General features: G+C 45.7%; 20 protein-coding genes. 3 read left to right on the forward strand and 17 right to left on the reverse strand.

Features of this window, described 5'->3' with window-relative positions; genetic code table 11:
- Positions 1-42: 42 nt before the first annotated feature.
- From ACJJI0_RS11245 to ACJJI0_RS11260, 4 genes are all read right to left on the reverse strand, one after another.
- Complete coding sequence (locus ACJJI0_RS11245) at positions 43-1,269, reverse strand: KpsE/RkpR family capsule polysaccharide export protein (protein ID WP_444882628.1); 1,227 nt, start codon at positions 1,267-1,269, stop codon at positions 43-45.
- Between the two features lie 15 nt (positions 1,270-1,284).
- On the reverse strand, positions 1,285-1,995 hold the full coding sequence (locus tag ACJJI0_RS11250; protein ID WP_444882629.1) for an ABC transporter ATP-binding protein: 711 nt from the start codon (positions 1,993-1,995) through the stop codon (positions 1,285-1,287).
- Complete coding sequence (locus ACJJI0_RS11255) at positions 1,992-2,783, reverse strand: ABC transporter permease (RefSeq protein ID WP_444882630.1); 792 nt, start codon at positions 2,781-2,783, stop codon at positions 1,992-1,994. The genes ACJJI0_RS11250 and ACJJI0_RS11255 overlap by 4 nt, the downstream gene beginning before the upstream one ends.
- A gap of 1,002 nt (positions 2,784-3,785) precedes the next feature.
- Positions 3,786-3,998 carry a hypothetical protein gene (locus ACJJI0_RS11260; RefSeq protein ID WP_444882631.1) on the reverse strand — a complete coding sequence of 71 codons (213 nt, stop codon included), beginning with the start codon at positions 3,996-3,998 and terminating at the stop codon, positions 3,786-3,788.
- A gap of 72 nt (positions 3,999-4,070) precedes the next feature.
- On the opposite strand from ACJJI0_RS11260, the gene ACJJI0_RS11265 reads away from it, so the two are divergent.
- On the forward strand, positions 4,071-4,208 hold the full coding sequence (locus ACJJI0_RS11265; RefSeq protein ID WP_444882632.1) for a hypothetical protein: 138 nt from the start codon (positions 4,071-4,073) through the stop codon (positions 4,206-4,208).
- A gap of 610 nt (positions 4,209-4,818) precedes the next feature.
- Here the strand turns inward: ACJJI0_RS11265 and ACJJI0_RS11270 are convergent.
- The 5 genes from ACJJI0_RS11270 to ACJJI0_RS11290 all read right to left on the reverse strand — a co-directional run bounded on the left by ACJJI0_RS11270 (position 4,819) and on the right by ACJJI0_RS11290 (position 7,314).
- Positions 4,819-5,274 (reverse strand): DMT family transporter, encoded by a 456-nt coding sequence (locus tag ACJJI0_RS11270; protein WP_444882633.1) that lies wholly within the window; start codon positions 5,272-5,274, stop codon positions 4,819-4,821.
- Positions 5,275-5,381: 107 nt separating this feature from the next.
- Positions 5,382-5,672, reverse strand: a complete 291-nt coding sequence (locus tag ACJJI0_RS11275) for a hypothetical protein (RefSeq protein ID WP_444882634.1) — start codon at positions 5,670-5,672, stop codon at positions 5,382-5,384.
- A gap of 605 nt (positions 5,673-6,277) precedes the next feature.
- Positions 6,278-6,574: a hypothetical protein gene (locus tag ACJJI0_RS11280; RefSeq protein ID WP_444882635.1), complete on the reverse strand. Its 297-nt coding sequence runs from the start codon at positions 6,572-6,574 to the stop codon at positions 6,278-6,280.
- Complete coding sequence (locus tag ACJJI0_RS11285) at positions 6,543-7,025, reverse strand: IS3 family transposase (protein ID WP_444882636.1); 483 nt, start codon at positions 7,023-7,025, stop codon at positions 6,543-6,545. The genes ACJJI0_RS11280 and ACJJI0_RS11285 overlap by 32 nt, the downstream gene beginning before the upstream one ends.
- Before the next feature lie 112 nt (positions 7,026-7,137).
- Positions 7,138-7,314 carry a transposase gene (locus ACJJI0_RS11290; protein WP_444882637.1) on the reverse strand — a complete coding sequence of 59 codons (177 nt, stop codon included), beginning with the start codon at positions 7,312-7,314 and terminating at the stop codon, positions 7,138-7,140.
- Positions 7,315-8,090: 776 nt separating this feature from the next.
- Here ACJJI0_RS11290 and ACJJI0_RS11295 point away from each other — a divergent pair.
- Both ACJJI0_RS11295 and ACJJI0_RS11300 read left to right on the forward strand, forming a co-directional pair.
- Positions 8,091-8,405 (forward strand): site-specific integrase, encoded by a 315-nt coding sequence (locus tag ACJJI0_RS11295; protein ID WP_444885929.1) that lies wholly within the window; start codon positions 8,091-8,093, stop codon positions 8,403-8,405.
- Positions 8,300-9,010, forward strand: coding sequence for an integron integrase (locus ACJJI0_RS11300; RefSeq protein WP_444882638.1), 711 nt, complete (start codon positions 8,300-8,302; stop codon positions 9,008-9,010). The genes ACJJI0_RS11295 and ACJJI0_RS11300 overlap by 106 nt, the downstream gene beginning before the upstream one ends.
- A gap of 535 nt (positions 9,011-9,545) precedes the next feature.
- On the opposite strand, the gene ACJJI0_RS11305 is transcribed toward ACJJI0_RS11300, so the two are convergent.
- From ACJJI0_RS11305 to ACJJI0_RS11340, 8 genes are all read right to left on the reverse strand, one after another.
- Positions 9,546-9,824 carry a hypothetical protein gene (locus ACJJI0_RS11305; protein WP_444882639.1) on the reverse strand — a complete coding sequence of 93 codons (279 nt, stop codon included), beginning with the start codon at positions 9,822-9,824 and terminating at the stop codon, positions 9,546-9,548.
- Between the two features lie 15 nt (positions 9,825-9,839).
- Positions 9,840-10,049: a hypothetical protein gene (locus ACJJI0_RS11310; RefSeq protein WP_444882640.1), complete on the reverse strand. Its 210-nt coding sequence runs from the start codon at positions 10,047-10,049 to the stop codon at positions 9,840-9,842.
- A gap of 14 nt (positions 10,050-10,063) precedes the next feature.
- Positions 10,064-10,342, reverse strand: a complete 279-nt coding sequence (locus tag ACJJI0_RS11315; RefSeq protein WP_444882641.1) for a hypothetical protein — start codon at positions 10,340-10,342, stop codon at positions 10,064-10,066.
- Between the two features lie 145 nt (positions 10,343-10,487).
- Positions 10,488-10,928 carry a hypothetical protein gene (locus tag ACJJI0_RS11320; protein ID WP_444882642.1) on the reverse strand — a complete coding sequence of 147 codons (441 nt, stop codon included), beginning with the start codon at positions 10,926-10,928 and terminating at the stop codon, positions 10,488-10,490.
- Positions 10,918-11,406 carry a hypothetical protein gene (locus ACJJI0_RS11325; protein ID WP_444882643.1) on the reverse strand — a complete coding sequence of 163 codons (489 nt, stop codon included), beginning with the start codon at positions 11,404-11,406 and terminating at the stop codon, positions 10,918-10,920. Before ACJJI0_RS11325 ends, ACJJI0_RS11320 begins: the two co-directional genes overlap by 11 nt.
- Positions 11,406-11,654 (reverse strand): helix-turn-helix transcriptional regulator, encoded by a 249-nt coding sequence (locus ACJJI0_RS11330; protein WP_444882644.1) that lies wholly within the window; start codon positions 11,652-11,654, stop codon positions 11,406-11,408. The genes ACJJI0_RS11325 and ACJJI0_RS11330 overlap by 1 nt, the downstream gene beginning before the upstream one ends.
- Positions 11,655-11,762: 108 nt before the next feature.
- Positions 11,763-12,584 (reverse strand): DUF6387 family protein, encoded by an 822-nt coding sequence (locus ACJJI0_RS11335; RefSeq protein ID WP_444882645.1) that lies wholly within the window; start codon positions 12,582-12,584, stop codon positions 11,763-11,765.
- 257 nt (positions 12,585-12,841) lie between these two features.
- Positions 12,842-14,080, reverse strand: a complete 1,239-nt coding sequence (locus tag ACJJI0_RS11340) for a tyrosine-type recombinase/integrase (RefSeq protein ID WP_444882646.1) — start codon at positions 14,078-14,080, stop codon at positions 12,842-12,844.
- Positions 14,081-14,124 lie beyond the last annotated feature (44 nt).

Raw genomic sequence — 14,124 nt, forward strand, 5'->3', positions numbered from 1 at the left:
TTTAGCTTATCCCCGGTACCTCACCGAGAGGCAATAAACTTTCTAGATCCTGTGGTCGCGAATACTGGATACCAACATTTTCACAATGCCATAAATTAATAGCAGGATAATTGCCAGGCTAGCGAGGTTATAAAGTTTGCGTGGATATTCCGCTTTCTCAGCCAACGACGGCTGGCTGACAACCATTAAGTGCTTCAGCCTTCCGGAGGCCTCCATTCTCGCGGTCTCCAAGGCTTTAAGGGATGCGGCGTAAGCATCGGTGGCAAACTGAAGATTCAATTCCAAATTCTGAAAGTGTGCACTCAAGCTGTTGAGGCGCTGCTCTCCCTGAGCGTCTGAGACACCTACAAGGCGTTCCTTTTCTGCAGCTATCTGCCCTTCCAGGGCATTAATTTCAGCTTGCATAGAGACAACCTGAGAGGAATCAGGATTAAGGTAGGTTTTGGCCGCAGTCAGCTTGGCACGCTGCTCAGCAAGTTTCGCCTCCAATCCTTGAATAATGCCGCTGATGCCTTTGGTCAGCTCCTCCGGGCTGACTACCTTATTACGGTTTTGAAAATCGAGAATCTCCTGCTTGGAAGCGCGGAGTTTATTCTGCGCTAACTCCAGCTCACTACGAACAAAAGCCACTTGCTTGTCAGCCAGCTGATTGCTGATAGCATTTACGAAATCTTCAGATTTCTGGGTAACAATCTCAACTAACCTACGCGCAAATTCAGGCTCAAAAGCCTGCATTTCGATTGTAATAATGCCCGTCGACTCATCGTAACCAACCGCAATATGTTCGCGGTAGTATTTCAAGTAATCTTCCTGAGTTGCCTCCGAGCCGAGACGTGAAAAGATGTCGTAACGATCGCTCTTGTAGTAATCACTCAACTGTAATGTCTTATCCAGATATACCGCCATATCCAGAGACTGGATATAGTTAACCACTAGGAAAGCATCCTGATTATCTGCTCCTGCCCCTGGTAACAGGAAACCGAGAGATGATGACATTCCCTGGCTGGAACCATTGTCTTTTACAATAAGCTGGGTACTACTGACATAGCGATCCGATACAAAGAAGAGATAATAGGCGGATACAAGAAGTAGCGGCAGACCAACACAAAGCAGTAATCCACGCCAAGGGCTCATGCGCGAGCGACCTACTCCAGGTTGCGGCTGCGGTTCATTCGCAGCAAAACCTGTAAACAGGTCTTTTACAACCTCGGCGGTTCTTTTTAGTGCGCCACTATCGGGCTTAGTCTTTTGCTCTGTATCGAGCTGCATATTTGTTTCCATTGTCTATGCCTTAAGTGCCTGTGCGGCCCTGCTCTGTTGTTGCACCTTGGGCTTGGGGATTCCCTGCTGATAAACCTCTATGGCTTCGTCTACGGTATCGTATATCCGCAGCCCTTCCGGCCCGAGATAGATACCAACGTCGCAATTCTTTTTCAGTTGCGGCATTGCATGGGCCACAATAATAAAATTGGCTGATTTGCGTTTCTCGGCGATCACCTGTTCACACTTATGTTTGAAGTGCGCATCACCGACTGACATCACCTCATCTACCAGGTAACAATCGAAATCCACAGAAATACTCAGGCCAAACGCCAAGCGGGAGCGCATGCCAGAGGAGTAAGTCTTGACTGGCGCATTAAAGTAGTCGCCTATCTCGGCAAAGTCCTGAACCCTTTCCAGTACCTTCTGCCGGCCCCTTCCCCAAATTCCATGGATTCCGCAGATAAACTCGGCATTCTCTCGCCCTGTCATACTGCCCTGGAAACCACTTGCCAACCCCATAGGCCAAGAGATGCGCTCGTTGGTTATGACCCGCCCATAATCTGGATAATCAATGCCGCCCATAATACGCAACAGGGTTGATTTGCCGGCACCGTTACGCCCAAGGATGCCGATATTCTTGCCCTCCGGGAAAACAGCATTCACATCTTTGAACAGCACCTTACGACCATTCGGCGTGCGAAAAGACTTGGTCAGATTGCGCAACTCAATCATTTGCTGCGCACCAAGTCTTGCCACTGACTGCGGTAGACCAGCAAGCCAAAGCCGAGCATGACTAACGAACTGAAAGCCAGGTATGGCAAGTTGGCAAACATGCCGTGGTAGCTGCTGAACAATCCTTCACGGGTTAGCTCGATCACATGAAGCAAGGGGTTCCAGACGAGATAGGGGTGGTATTGCTCAGGTATCTGCTCGAGAGAGAAGAATACCCCTGACATAAAGTAGAGTGGTCGTTGGATCAAGGAACCAAATTTTGACATCTCAGGATATTTTGCACCGGTCACGCAGAGCGCCAGACTCATGCCTAAGCAAAAACACAAATAGAGAATGTTCACAACAACTAACAAGAGGAAATTGTTAAAGGTCGCAGATATACCAACCCAAGCCAGTACCCCTAGCAGGGCAACCAAGCTTACCAGGTAGATTACAAACTCCAGCATCACCCGGCTTAAAACCGCATCAAAGGGTCGCAGCTGGCGATAGTTGAACAACCCCCGGTTTGAGTCCACAGCTGCCATAGACTTACCAAAGCAGTGGGAAAAAAATAGAAACGGGGCGATACCAGCGAGCATAAACAACATGGTGGGAATGCCGGGATAGAATTCTCGCCCAAGGAAGCTAAAGATTGCCGCCAGAACCATGATATGCATGGCAGGCTCTAACAACACCCAGGCATAGCCCAGTTTCAACTTGCCGAAGCGGGTTTTCATCTCGCGCACAAGCAGTGCGTAGATCACATCCCGCTGGATCTGCCAGACAGTACGCGAAGTTGTTGGGCTCATAGCAGCTTTCTTGAATAACTGTGAACCAGTCCCCCTCTCACAAGCGTGGAACTGAGATAATGATTACAAATCCGTTTGGAAGGATTTACTTCAAATAGCCGAGTGATACCTGATAGAACTTCACTCATCTTAAGTATGCGAGCGGCATAGCTTACACAATTAGATGATGACTCCTCCTGAGTGCATCAGCAGCCTTATTTGTCAGCGCGGCATGTTAACGCGGCGATTGATCTACGTCACACTAAATTAATTACGCGCCATTACGTGAATCCCGCCTGATAACTTGCTTTCTTACAATCCGCAGAACTTACACAGATTAAAAACCACTCTCAATGTGCGTCTGGTGCCTGTCATCAATGGGCAAACGAGTAGTCCTCCCTTAACTTACTTTGTGAGCACTTACTCCCCTCTATGGCCACAACGAAAAGATAGTATTATTTTTATACGAATCGAGCTGATTTTATACACATCACAAATGTGATACGAGCAAGCACCTAAGGGTTTACCCCCAAACTTGCAAGGTAATTTTTGAAAATCGCACCCAAAAAATAGTGGAATACCTCAGCATCCAAGACCTGCTCTGAACATTCCTAGAAAAATGGAACTTGCACTACAAGCAAATATGAAAGGGAGTAGGGTAGCGCTTAAGAGGTTCGTTAGCACTCACCACCAACTTAAAATCATGCTGATCTCATATGCCCGCAAGTAATCAGTACGGAAATCCTCCTATCGATTAAGGAACAAGGTTTACAGACATAACTCATTTCCGGAAGTGACTTGAAACTGTTGTACAGTTTTCATGAGGTGGGTAGGCCGAGCACCTTGAACTTGGCCATAGTTTGTAGTGAGATGGCAAACACCCGTTAGCTTGCAAAGGCATCTAAGCCAGCTATCAAAATTGTGAGTGTACAAACGAAGCCATCTAGCAACTGAGCAACTTCGGAACATGTTTTGAGCACATGAGGATCAAATCTTATAGCTCTTTCATACTCTGCTCCTACCTTAACAGCTGGCTCCACTGATACTTACCCCCAATAAAGTCAAACCCTCAATAAAGAAGTCACTCTTGATTTCTAAAAAGTATGTGTCGATGACATAAAAAGCACGGCTCAAATCTTTCATAGATGCAATTTTCAACAGCTGCCATCCACAAAGAATCAACGCTTCTGTGTAACCACCAGGGTAGAGACATACAGCCAACTTTGACCAATCCATAAGCCAGCTAAACCTGCTGGCAGGCTGAGAGCAGATAAAACAGTCATTTAGCAAGGGAATGGCCAGCCCCGTATGGTGGGTACCACCCCACTACAAGATAACCTCTACCCAAAACCTCACCACAGGGAAAACTACTGGCACTATCGCCGCCCGGATGGCTCCAACAAGATCTTCAAAGTATCACTTGAAGATACTCTGCGTATGGCTTAACAAGCTAATGTTCACCGAGGCGATAGCGTAAAACGTAAACTCACCAAGGTGCCAGATAGAGATAGCTTTGCACATCACGCTACGCGGTATATTGAATGGCGTTTGGAAAAGATCCACGCTGCCCCAGCAAGGCCAGCTGGCGCAATCGGTGTAACGTACTAAAACGATTTGGCGAAGACTTCAAAGCCATCTCTATACATAAAGCCAAATTGGCTGACTTGTGCAAATGATGGGAATCCCTCACCTATCACCGACGCATGCACGCCGTTCAGAATTTAATAAATTCTTCAATTTTTTAATGGCGAAAGGATGTGCAAACTTGAGAGCAACCCGTTTACCACTGCGGGCGATCGCCCACGCCTACTGGAAAGGTGTTTATTTGGACTATCAAGAGCGAGATAGCTTTTCACCATTATACGTATTATCTGAACTGTTAATATAAAGGCGGTGGGGAATACTATGACGGAGGTATACAGAGGCGAGAATCTGTACCAGTTTGCGCAGATCACCTTTTCACTGTTGATTACCCTGCTGTATTCGAAGCTACCCTAGGAATTTAGCTCGATTATTTTAAGAACAGCTAACCGCTTTTCAGCAACTTGTTATATGCCTACCGCCGCGCCACCAATAGTACGCCTGCTACTATGAGTAGCGCGCCACACACCCTTGAAATTGACAATTCTATCTTGGGATACCCAAGCCATCCGTTATGATCTAGCACTAGAGACGCTATAACTTGGCCACAAACAATAGAGATTGCCAAAACTAGCGCCCCCAGCTTTGGAGCCAAAAATACAGACATTGCAATATTGAATGCTCCGAAAGCGCCACCAAGCCAAGCCCACCATTGTATGGAGGACATTGAATCTTTAGTGAACCAATTTTCACTTTGAAAAAGTGAGATAGATCCTAGTATGAGCGTGCCTATCAAGAAAGAGATAAATGCCGCTTGGATGGGAGTATGGAGAGCCACACGAAGCAGTGAATTCACCCCAGCTTGTGATGCAAGAGAAACTCCAACAATCAGAGCAAAAACCAGTAAGGTATACGTACTTAAACTATTCAACTTCCAATACTCTTTACTACTTATCGCACTAAGGGCTTATCGTAGAAGCAGAAAATCGTCCAACGATTTTTGGGATAGGGCCTGTAGGGCCGTACTGCCGGTACTTATTATATGCTCTTACTATCATTTAGACTCATTGCTGCTTTTACTAAGATTCTCTCTACTTCCTTGTTTCTACACTCGAAGTATCGATGAACATCAAGGGCAACTAATGCAGGGGCATTTTCTTTAATAGCATCGAGAATAGCAGCACGTTTTTCTGAGCTTGCGGTTTCTAGCTTGGCAATATTTTTTATGGTAGCAGCAATAGTTCCTTTTCTTAATCTTACCCCTTTAATAGTTTTGTAATCCTCATCATCCTTGAGTAAATCTTGTGCCTTAACTGGTCTTTCATCCATACAGTTCGACTCCTTCATCGCTAAATACTCGCAACACATAACGTCGCCAGCAGGGGCTGGAGCAAGCAGTGCGGAAGTCCCTCTGGCTTGCCTTATTAAACATTGCTTTTCAGTTTTTGAACATACTTGTACGAAGTTTTTGTGAAACCAATACTTTCAAAAAACTGTTGAGTCAACTCACGTTTGAGCGATGTTTAACAACCAACTTTGGGGCAACCGGAAGGCAGTGTGGGCTGTCCCAGCCATGTGAAGCATGGCGACAACAACTTTTTTTATGTATTTTTGGCATATCGCCTGATCAGAACCTTATTGAGTATCATTGTTGATAACACTAGGGCGAATGACAAGGCTATACCACATGTAACCCAGAACGCTACGTATTAGAATCCATGGTTATTAGCATACAAATCTGGCGACGGATTCCTAGCCAGTTCCTCCATTATTTTGGAAGCATATATTTCGCCAAGAAAATGAAAACTAACAGTTCCCAGAACAATATATATCGCAACACAGATACCCCTAACCCTCTTACTCATTGTTGCCTCGGATTACACATAACATTGCGGGAAGAGGTGGCACGTATGTGGCATCCGCTGCCTTGACCTCTAAAAATCTTCCGAATCAGAATCTAGTCTGGCCTGCAGCTCTTCCATCGTACTAAACTTTTCTGTTCTAGGATAAGGAGCTTCCTCCTTCTTACCAGACCAAGTTAGATGAACTATATAGAATGCACTCTGATCAGTTAAGAGTATATCGTCTTGGTCTTCACGCTTCGCGAGAACTTGAAGCTCAATCACATGCAAGTAATGATCTTTCGAGAGCTCCTTAAACAACTCTCGCTGTAAAGCCTTGCCATGACTTTCACCGTATTCATTTATATCTAACCAAGGTTCCTTGTACATCACTACCTCTCAAAAGGCATAACGCCGCCAGCAACGGCCGCAATGTAGGGGGAAAGGTTCCATGCTTTTTTTGTAAATTTTCAACCTTAATGCAAGGATTTCCAGGCAAAGGGCGTCGACGATAGATCCTTCCAGCTTTCCCCACGATTCCAGCCTCTCTCATAAGGCGTTCAACGCGTTTGTGATTTATTCGTTCACCATTAGCTTTCAGCTCTGCGCTAATTCTTGGACTTCCATAATTACCATCATGCTGCGCATAGATAGTTTCGATACACGCTAGAATTCGCCTATTTTCTATATCTCGAGTACTCTCATCGCGGTTGAGCCACTTATAAAACCCTTGGGGTGAAATATTCAAGTATCTACATAAGTACCTGACACCAAAGTCTGATCGATTAAGAGCTATGAACGAGAATCTTTCGGCTTTGGATCTTTCAGGTACATTTCTCACTTTTTTAGGAAATCATTCTCCTTTTCCAATTTCTCAACCTGCTTTTTTAGACGTTTTATCTCTTTATCATCAGTTTGATGACTGAGTTTTCGTTATCTTTGTCATACTTATTCTACGGCTGGGCTTCTCTACTTTCCTGTCGCCATCTATACACCATTACTGGATGCAAACCAATAATGTTGGCGATAGTAGTCGTATCTACTTTCAGGTGATTAGTGAGAGCTACCACTCTGACTTTGAACTCTGTTGAATATTCAACAACCCGCTCTTCACTCAGTATTTTCGACATTTTTTCCTACCCTATTCAAAAGGTAGGCGTCTACTCAATGGGGGAAGGTTTCAAAAGCCGTCCCAGCCATGCGAAGTATGGCGACTACAGCCGCTTGTTAGAAGCTTGATTCGCAAAACTCTCTCTCGTGAACTCTATTACACCAGTAAAGAGAATTCTTGTACCACAATTTGCTGATGCGGCTCTTAGGGCCAGCATGAGAAAGTAATGGCTGATAAAAAAGTATTATGTAGAAAAGTGGCAGTACGTGCGATTGTATAACCTGGTTCTACACCAATTGTATATCTGGCTATCAGAGGGTATAAGCAGAAGAACCCAGCTATATAGAGTGAAGCAATCCCCACAGTTAAGTAGGTGAATATTCTGTGCTTTCTCTGCATTTGTGGCCCCCCTAACAGTTTATTAAAGAGCCTGTGGCTCACTATCGATTTAGCCACTATTTCTGAAGTAGACCCTTCAAGCTATGTAAAAAAGCCTCTATTTACAGTAGGTTATAAATTTTCGATCAAATAATAACCAGAGATAGTAAGCCATCGGCTCAAGTCGCCTGGTTCCACTTCCCGCTCTTGAACACATTTTACCCGCAATTAAATCAATAAGTTAGGGGGAAACTTTCTGCGGATGTCAGCCATGGCTCTATAATTCGGGGCTTGACTCCTGTGATTATTCTACCCATAACTGTGTTTATATAAAGTTGTAAGGGTACTATCCTGGATGATATTCGTCACAGACTTCCCAGGCATTCAACCAAATTCATCCCCAGCGTTCGACTTCATATTCGTGAGGCAGGTCTAGCCTATCGGACTGAACAGACTTACGTTCACTGGAAAAAACGCTTTCTTCACTTTCATAAACTACGACACCCACGGGAGGTCGGTATTGCCGAAGTCGAGGCGTTCCTAAACCACCTGTCGATAAATCGGCATTGTTCGGTTAACACCCAGCGGATCGCGCTAAATGCGCTGGTATATCTTTATAACGTTTTTTGGGGGTTGATACTTCCAACATTGGCTTTACGCCTGCAAGGCAACATCGTCGCCTTCCAATTGTTTACAGTCGGGAAGAGATTAGAGTCATTATCTCAAAGCTGAAAGGTGTCTACTGCCTTCAAGTTAAACTAATGTACGGCACAGGGCTCAGATGTGCCGAACTCTTATCATTGAGAGTTAAGGACATCGATTTTGGCAGTAACAATGTGTTCGTACGGGGAGGCAAGGATAATAAAGACCGAACCACAATACTTCCACAAGGCCTGATACCTGACCTGCGCACTCAAATTCAACAGGTCGAAATTACTCATGCATGGGATATCGCAAATGGCTATGGGGATGTCTATATGCCGGATGTATTAGAACGGAAGTACCCCTCTGCTGCCCGTACCACAGCTTGGCAATTCTTGTTTCCAGCTTCGCGCGTTCGCCCTTGCCCCCGTAGCGACGTGATAAGACGGCATCATCTTCATCCTTCGGCACTTGCAAAGCAGTTACGGCGTGCTGTGCAGGAATCTGGCATCAACAAGCCGCCCAGAGCACATGCATTCCGGCACAGTTTCGCCACTCACCTATTAGAAGTTGGCTACGATCTTAGGACAATTCAGGAGCTACTAGGGCATGCGGATATATCCGCTACGGAGATTTACACTCATGTTGTGAATCGGGGCAGCAAAGGCGTATTGAGCCCCACAGACCGTTTGTAATCCTAATTGAAAAGATAGGATAGTAAAATGCTGGTGTTTGATTCTAAAACCTTTAAATGCCTAATTAATTTAATACCGAAGAGGCATCGTCTACTGGGGCAGGCTTTGTGTAAAGCTTGAATATTTGGGTGGATAGTACACGATTACACATAGTCTGGTCCGCAAAGCTGCAAATAGAGTGCACTTTGAAATTGGCCAACTAAAGCCACCGGTAAGCTTTGGGTTTATCCCCTACAAGCTAATTGTTTACCAAATAGGCAGTAACTTATTTGGAGAGTGTAAACGGCTGCACAACGTTTACAATACCTGTAAACGGCATGGGCTACGCGGCCTTTTTCGTAAGTAGTCCCTTTTCTCCATCATCTTCAACAGGAATCAAGTGAGGTCGAATGATTAGCACCCGTTCAGGGTTACGCCCACTATTCGGCAAGCGCGTTGGTATCGAGAATTTCCCGTTGCCATCACGCACCAAAGCACCACAGGCGGCTAGTAGTTGCTTTGCCTTTCGATCACTGAGCCCCTTGCAAACCTCTGCTTACAACGTAGCTGGGTAAACGTAGCAAACAGTCTCAGAGCAAGCCTGCCCCTCAAGGGCATTACTGTCCTGTAGTGTTTTCCGGTAGCCGCAACGCTTTAGGGTGCGAACAGTGTGCTCATCGGTTGTGAAGTCTTCTCGATCCCAGCGGGTAAAGTGGGACTCTCCGTAGAGATCAAAGAATAATCTCAGTGCTGCCAAGGTCTGCCGGTCCTCCAGGTTTCCAACACTGCCACGGGTCGATACCCAAGCGCTAAAACAGGATTTGGTCGCTTCCATCACCATGCCTTTTGGTCAATCTGTAATTCCCGCAGTGGAAGCCAGCTCTCCAGCAAAACCAACGAGAGTAAACTTCTCTGCTGCCCTACGTACCTGACCACTCACATCATCAGACATCTCTGCGGCAAAGTTCACAAGCTCTCGGCGAATCTGGCTTGCCAGCTTTTCCAAGTTGCTAGCGCAAAGCTCTCTGATAAACGTATAACGGGGCACTCCGTGGAACAAGGAAGCTTTCTCAACTATATAACAAGCCTTTGTGCTGCCTCTCCATTGTTTACCCCCTCAAGATAGGCAACCAGCGATACGAGGTCCCCACCTTTTTCATCCACTGCAAAATCCGCCCATGCACCGGTATTGCGATTTACAGAGAAGGACCCCTTGCTGCTATCAGATCGAGTTGGGTTAAGAGCAATATATTCAGCTCCCTGATATGAGCCATCTGGAGCCCCGTGTGCCAATACTTCATCAGCCCGATCAAGGGCGAAGTCTGCCACTCGTTTAATATCAAAGCGTGCCATTAGCTTTCCTTATATTTTTAGCTTTAACCCCCGCCCCATAAGGCTTCCAACAGAACTGCGGGCCTCACTCCTGTTACACCTTTTTGCTGTAACACCTTTTTTAAAGAGGGGGTAAGATCGCCCCAAATAGAGGCAATAGTCTTATTTACCGTGGTGATAAATTTGGCGGTAGGGAAACCGCTACGCCCTTAGGTTCCGTAACCCGTTTTGCATCGCGTAAGTTGGCCAGACGGATACGTTTTGCTTTGTCCTGTTCGTAATATTCATCATCACTGTAATGATGTAATCGCGCCAGGATCGCTAATTTAGCCTGATAAAAAAGCCAGGTTTCCGAGTTAGCGGTAGGGATACAACCATCGTTATAAAGAATAATTTGCCTCGGATCAGGATCACCTTTAAAGGAGATTGCTGCCGCTTTTTTGGGTGTAATTCTGATATTGAAAAGTACAGGGTACTCTTCATAGTAGACAAATGATCTGCCGCTAAAACCAACTGGCTTGTAGTTTCGATTGAGTAGTGCGTAGCGACCGCATGGCTGCAAATCTAGGCAATATGGCATGGCGAGGGCACGTATATTAGCTGACATTTCTAAGCCCTCCATTGCGAAGCTCTAGGGCACCAGCTTCCTCTGATGGGTGGTATTCCAATTGGATACCATCCCAAACTAACCAACCTCCCAGAGAGAGACCTGCTCTAAGGCGGTAAAGGTTCACCACCTCAGTAACAGGAAGCCCTAGTGCTATTGTATTAGGGGAGGAGAGATACCAATGGGCCCGGCCATGTTGCTGATCAACAATAGGGGGAAATGAATCAGAACCTACCGCTAGAAACGCTTCTTCACCCGTTGGCCATAGGAACAAAAGCAACTCATAACCAGGGATAGGACAGTCCACATCAAATGTCTCCATGATAGAGCTGAGGAAGAGTTTCCGATCTTCAGGGCTCAGGTTTGAATTTGAGAGAAGTATTTTCTGCTCAAACTCAGCGCTTTCTGTTTTCCGATAGCTTCGAGCAAATTCAGCTACTTGCTGGTGTGTGTAGGGAGAGTATGCACGAAGAGTCATTACTTGCCTCCCGCACGAGAAATAGCAACTTGATCTTGCACCCACTGGCAGACCTCAGAAGAGAGCCAACCACTGGCGCGCTCACCAAGTTTGATAGGGGTGGGGAATTCGCCTTTTTTCACCAGGGCATAGATATAAGTCTTCTTGAGCCCAGTCTGACGCTCTACCTCTGGTAGGCGCAAAATAGGGTCGCTCGGCGGGCTAGGTAAAACATCCGGCATTTGGTGATGAGTATTTGAGAGGGTCATATTCAGTCTCCTTTAACAAACCACAGTGAACGTATGTGGCGGTGAGGAGATTGAACCAGCTTTAAAAGACGATCGCCGGACCTTTAGGTAGCATCAAAATTCAGAATTTTAAGAAGCACTATTTTTCCAGTGAGATTTTTGCTCCCAATCTAATGACCTATGAAGAGCTGTTAATAACTCGGTTTCCATGCAGCGAAAAGCATATGGCAGGCAGACTTTCTTAATCTTATCCTCATTAACTAGTTCATCAGTTAATGTATCTCCAGGAAAAACAAGCCTCAAATAATCTGCATTTGATAAAATTTCCCCCTCAACCACGGACCAGATATATAGGTCAATCAATGCCGGAACACGATAATCCCTTACTTTGTTCATATCGATCCGGCGGGTATCACGCTTTTGTAATGATGGTCCCAAAAACAGCTGACCCTTAAAACCTGGGTCTAATAGTCTTTCAGGAGCAGCCTGTAATAATTTTCGTAGCTTCGATAGCAGTTCTTTTAACTCTGAAACTATCTGCTCATCCCTTGCCATCAAATCAATATTCAATGCTGCCAGGCCATGATGATAGTCATAAGCTTCACGATAATATTGATCAATTGATATATCTTCTAATTCAGGGAAAACCTCCTCATTACGATGATATCGAGCCCTCGATTCAGCCACGTCCTCGGCAAACTCTTCATCAGTAAAGCCCTTTGGTGCACCATCTCCCAAATCATCAAACATCCTAATAACATCTCCAACTCCCATTGGTTTTACTGAAGAACAGCTATATTTCTGCGACCTTAGCCAAGCGGGTGTCCAAGTTGAGGAGTCAATCGGTTCTTCGGCGTATTGTTCAAGAGAAACGTAATCACGTATATCAAAGGATTTAAGCTTCCTATAATCAGCATCATCCTCTCTAAAAGCTGTGAGGCAAGATCTCATTTCCTCTGCTAGTTCTGAATTGTTTGAGTTACGCTTAAAAAAGTTTCCCCCAGTCAAATGTAATAGCCATGAGCAAGTATTTTATCGATCTAGCAAAAATTTAAATAGAGAAAGGTCTTTTTTCTCATTTAGTTTTTTATAGTCATCAATTCGAAAAATTTCCCTAGCTTTCTGAAAAGAAGATGACATATCTATTTCCTTGTTGGATTAAAAAATAAAGGCGAGAGCGATTGTTCCTCTTAGTGTTCAACTTTGTGTTAACCCTGCTTCGCAAAAATAGGAACTACCTTCCCGCTCCCCCGCATCTCATCAAGGTAATTTGCCCACCACTGCATCATCTCTTTTCGCTCATCCATATAACGAGCGTGGTGGGTATATGCAGCCCTTACCCCATTCCTCTCCATGTGGGAAAGCTGCCTTTCAATGGCATCAGGATTAAAGCCGGTCTCATTCAGGATTGAGGAAGCAGTAGCGCGGAAGCCATGGGGATTTGCTTTACTTCTTCCCTCTTGGGAGCCGTCCCAGCCCATTTTAAAAATTGCCCTACGCATAGTGTTATCAGACATGGGCCGAGCCCTTTCCCGCTCAGAGGGGAATAGCAGAGAGTACTGGCCAGTTAAAGACTTCAACTCTTCAAGTGCAGCAAGAGCTTGTGAAGACAGCGGCACAATATGATCCGTACCCATCTTCATACGCTCACCGGGGATTCGCCAAAGAGCAGATTCAAAGTCGAACTCTTCCCAACGTGCACAACGTAATTCGCCAGGTCGAACAAAGGTGAGTATCAATAACTGGATAGCGAGCTTGGTTAATATCCGCCCTCGCTCCTGGTAAAGGTCTAACTCTTTCAGGAAGCGGGGTAACTCTTCTCGCGGGAGGGAAGCCCGATGGCTACTTTTTCGGCCACGCAAAATACCCGTTAACTCAATCGCGGGATTATGCGTAAGCTTGCCAACCTGAACCGCATAGCGACAAACACGACGAATATCTTGCAAAACCCGTTGCGCAACATCCATCGCATCCCGCTCCTCAATATCGCGGACAATGGCTATTACATCTTGGGGCTGAAGATCGGCTATGGGCCTTTGGCCAATTCGAGGGAAGGTATTATCTCGTAGCCTAGTCCATACACGGTTGGCATGGTCCTCTGTCCAGGTTCCTTTCTGGTGGTTCCACCACTCTTCAGCAACAGCAGCAAAACTCCGGTCAATACTGACTCTGGCTTGGTGCTTCTCAACTCGTTTCTGTGCTGAAGGGTCGCGGTCATCTGCTAGCAGTTGTTTTGCTTCAGCTACTTTTTGCCTCGCCTGCTTGAGACTTACAGAGGGGTAAACGCCCAAGGCTAACGTCTTTTGCTTTCCTTGGAATCGATATTTAAGCCGCCAATACTTGGAGCCAGTAGGCTTGATCAACAGGCGCAGCCCCTGTCCATCCGTAAGCCACTGATCCTTGTCGCTTGGTTTGGCCTGCTTGATTTGAGCATCTGTCAGAGCCATGGTGGTGCTACCAGTTTCTAAATTGAACTAGGTAGCACCAAATG

Source organism: Microbulbifer mixtoriginis (SeqCode) (genome assembly GCF_052466695.1).

Coding starts and splice junctions, on each gene's coding strand:
- ACJJI0_RS11335 (WP_444882645.1), bottom strand. CDS start 12,584: ATGAGATCTTGCCTCACAGCTTTTAGAGAGGATGATGCTGATTATAGG.
- ACJJI0_RS11290 (WP_444882637.1), bottom strand. CDS start 7,314: ATGTCGAAAATACTGAGTGAAGAGCGGGTTGTTGAATATTCAACAGAG.
- ACJJI0_RS11325 (WP_444882643.1), bottom strand. CDS start 11,406: ATGACTCTTCGTGCATACTCTCCCTACACACACCAGCAAGTAGCTGAA.
- ACJJI0_RS11340 (WP_444882646.1), bottom strand. CDS start 14,080: ATGGCTCTGACAGATGCTCAAATCAAGCAGGCCAAACCAAGCGACAAG.
- ACJJI0_RS11275 (WP_444882634.1), bottom strand. CDS start 5,672: ATGGATGAAAGACCAGTTAAGGCACAAGATTTACTCAAGGATGATGAG.
- ACJJI0_RS11245 (WP_444882628.1), bottom strand. CDS start 1,269: ATGCAGCTCGATACAGAGCAAAAGACTAAGCCCGATAGTGGCGCACTA.
- ACJJI0_RS11260 (WP_444882631.1), bottom strand. CDS start 3,998: ATGGATTGGTCAAAGTTGGCTGTATGTCTCTACCCTGGTGGTTACACA.
- ACJJI0_RS11320 (WP_444882642.1), bottom strand. CDS start 10,928: ATGTCAGCTAATATACGTGCCCTCGCCATGCCATATTGCCTAGATTTG.
- ACJJI0_RS11280 (WP_444882635.1), bottom strand. CDS start 6,574: ATGTACAAGGAACCTTGGTTAGATATAAATGAATACGGTGAAAGTCAT.
- ACJJI0_RS11250 (WP_444882629.1), bottom strand. CDS start 1,995: ATGATTGAGTTGCGCAATCTGACCAAGTCTTTTCGCACGCCGAATGGT.
- ACJJI0_RS11305 (WP_444882639.1), bottom strand. CDS start 9,824: ATGGAAGCGACCAAATCCTGTTTTAGCGCTTGGGTATCGACCCGTGGC.
- ACJJI0_RS11330 (WP_444882644.1), bottom strand. CDS start 11,654: ATGACCCTCTCAAATACTCATCACCAAATGCCGGATGTTTTACCTAGC.
- ACJJI0_RS11315 (WP_444882641.1), bottom strand. CDS start 10,342: ATGGCACGCTTTGATATTAAACGAGTGGCAGACTTCGCCCTTGATCGG.
- ACJJI0_RS11265 (WP_444882632.1), top strand. CDS start 4,071: ATGGTGGGTACCACCCCACTACAAGATAACCTCTACCCAAAACCTCAC.
- ACJJI0_RS11255 (WP_444882630.1), bottom strand. CDS start 2,783: ATGAGCCCAACAACTTCGCGTACTGTCTGGCAGATCCAGCGGGATGTG.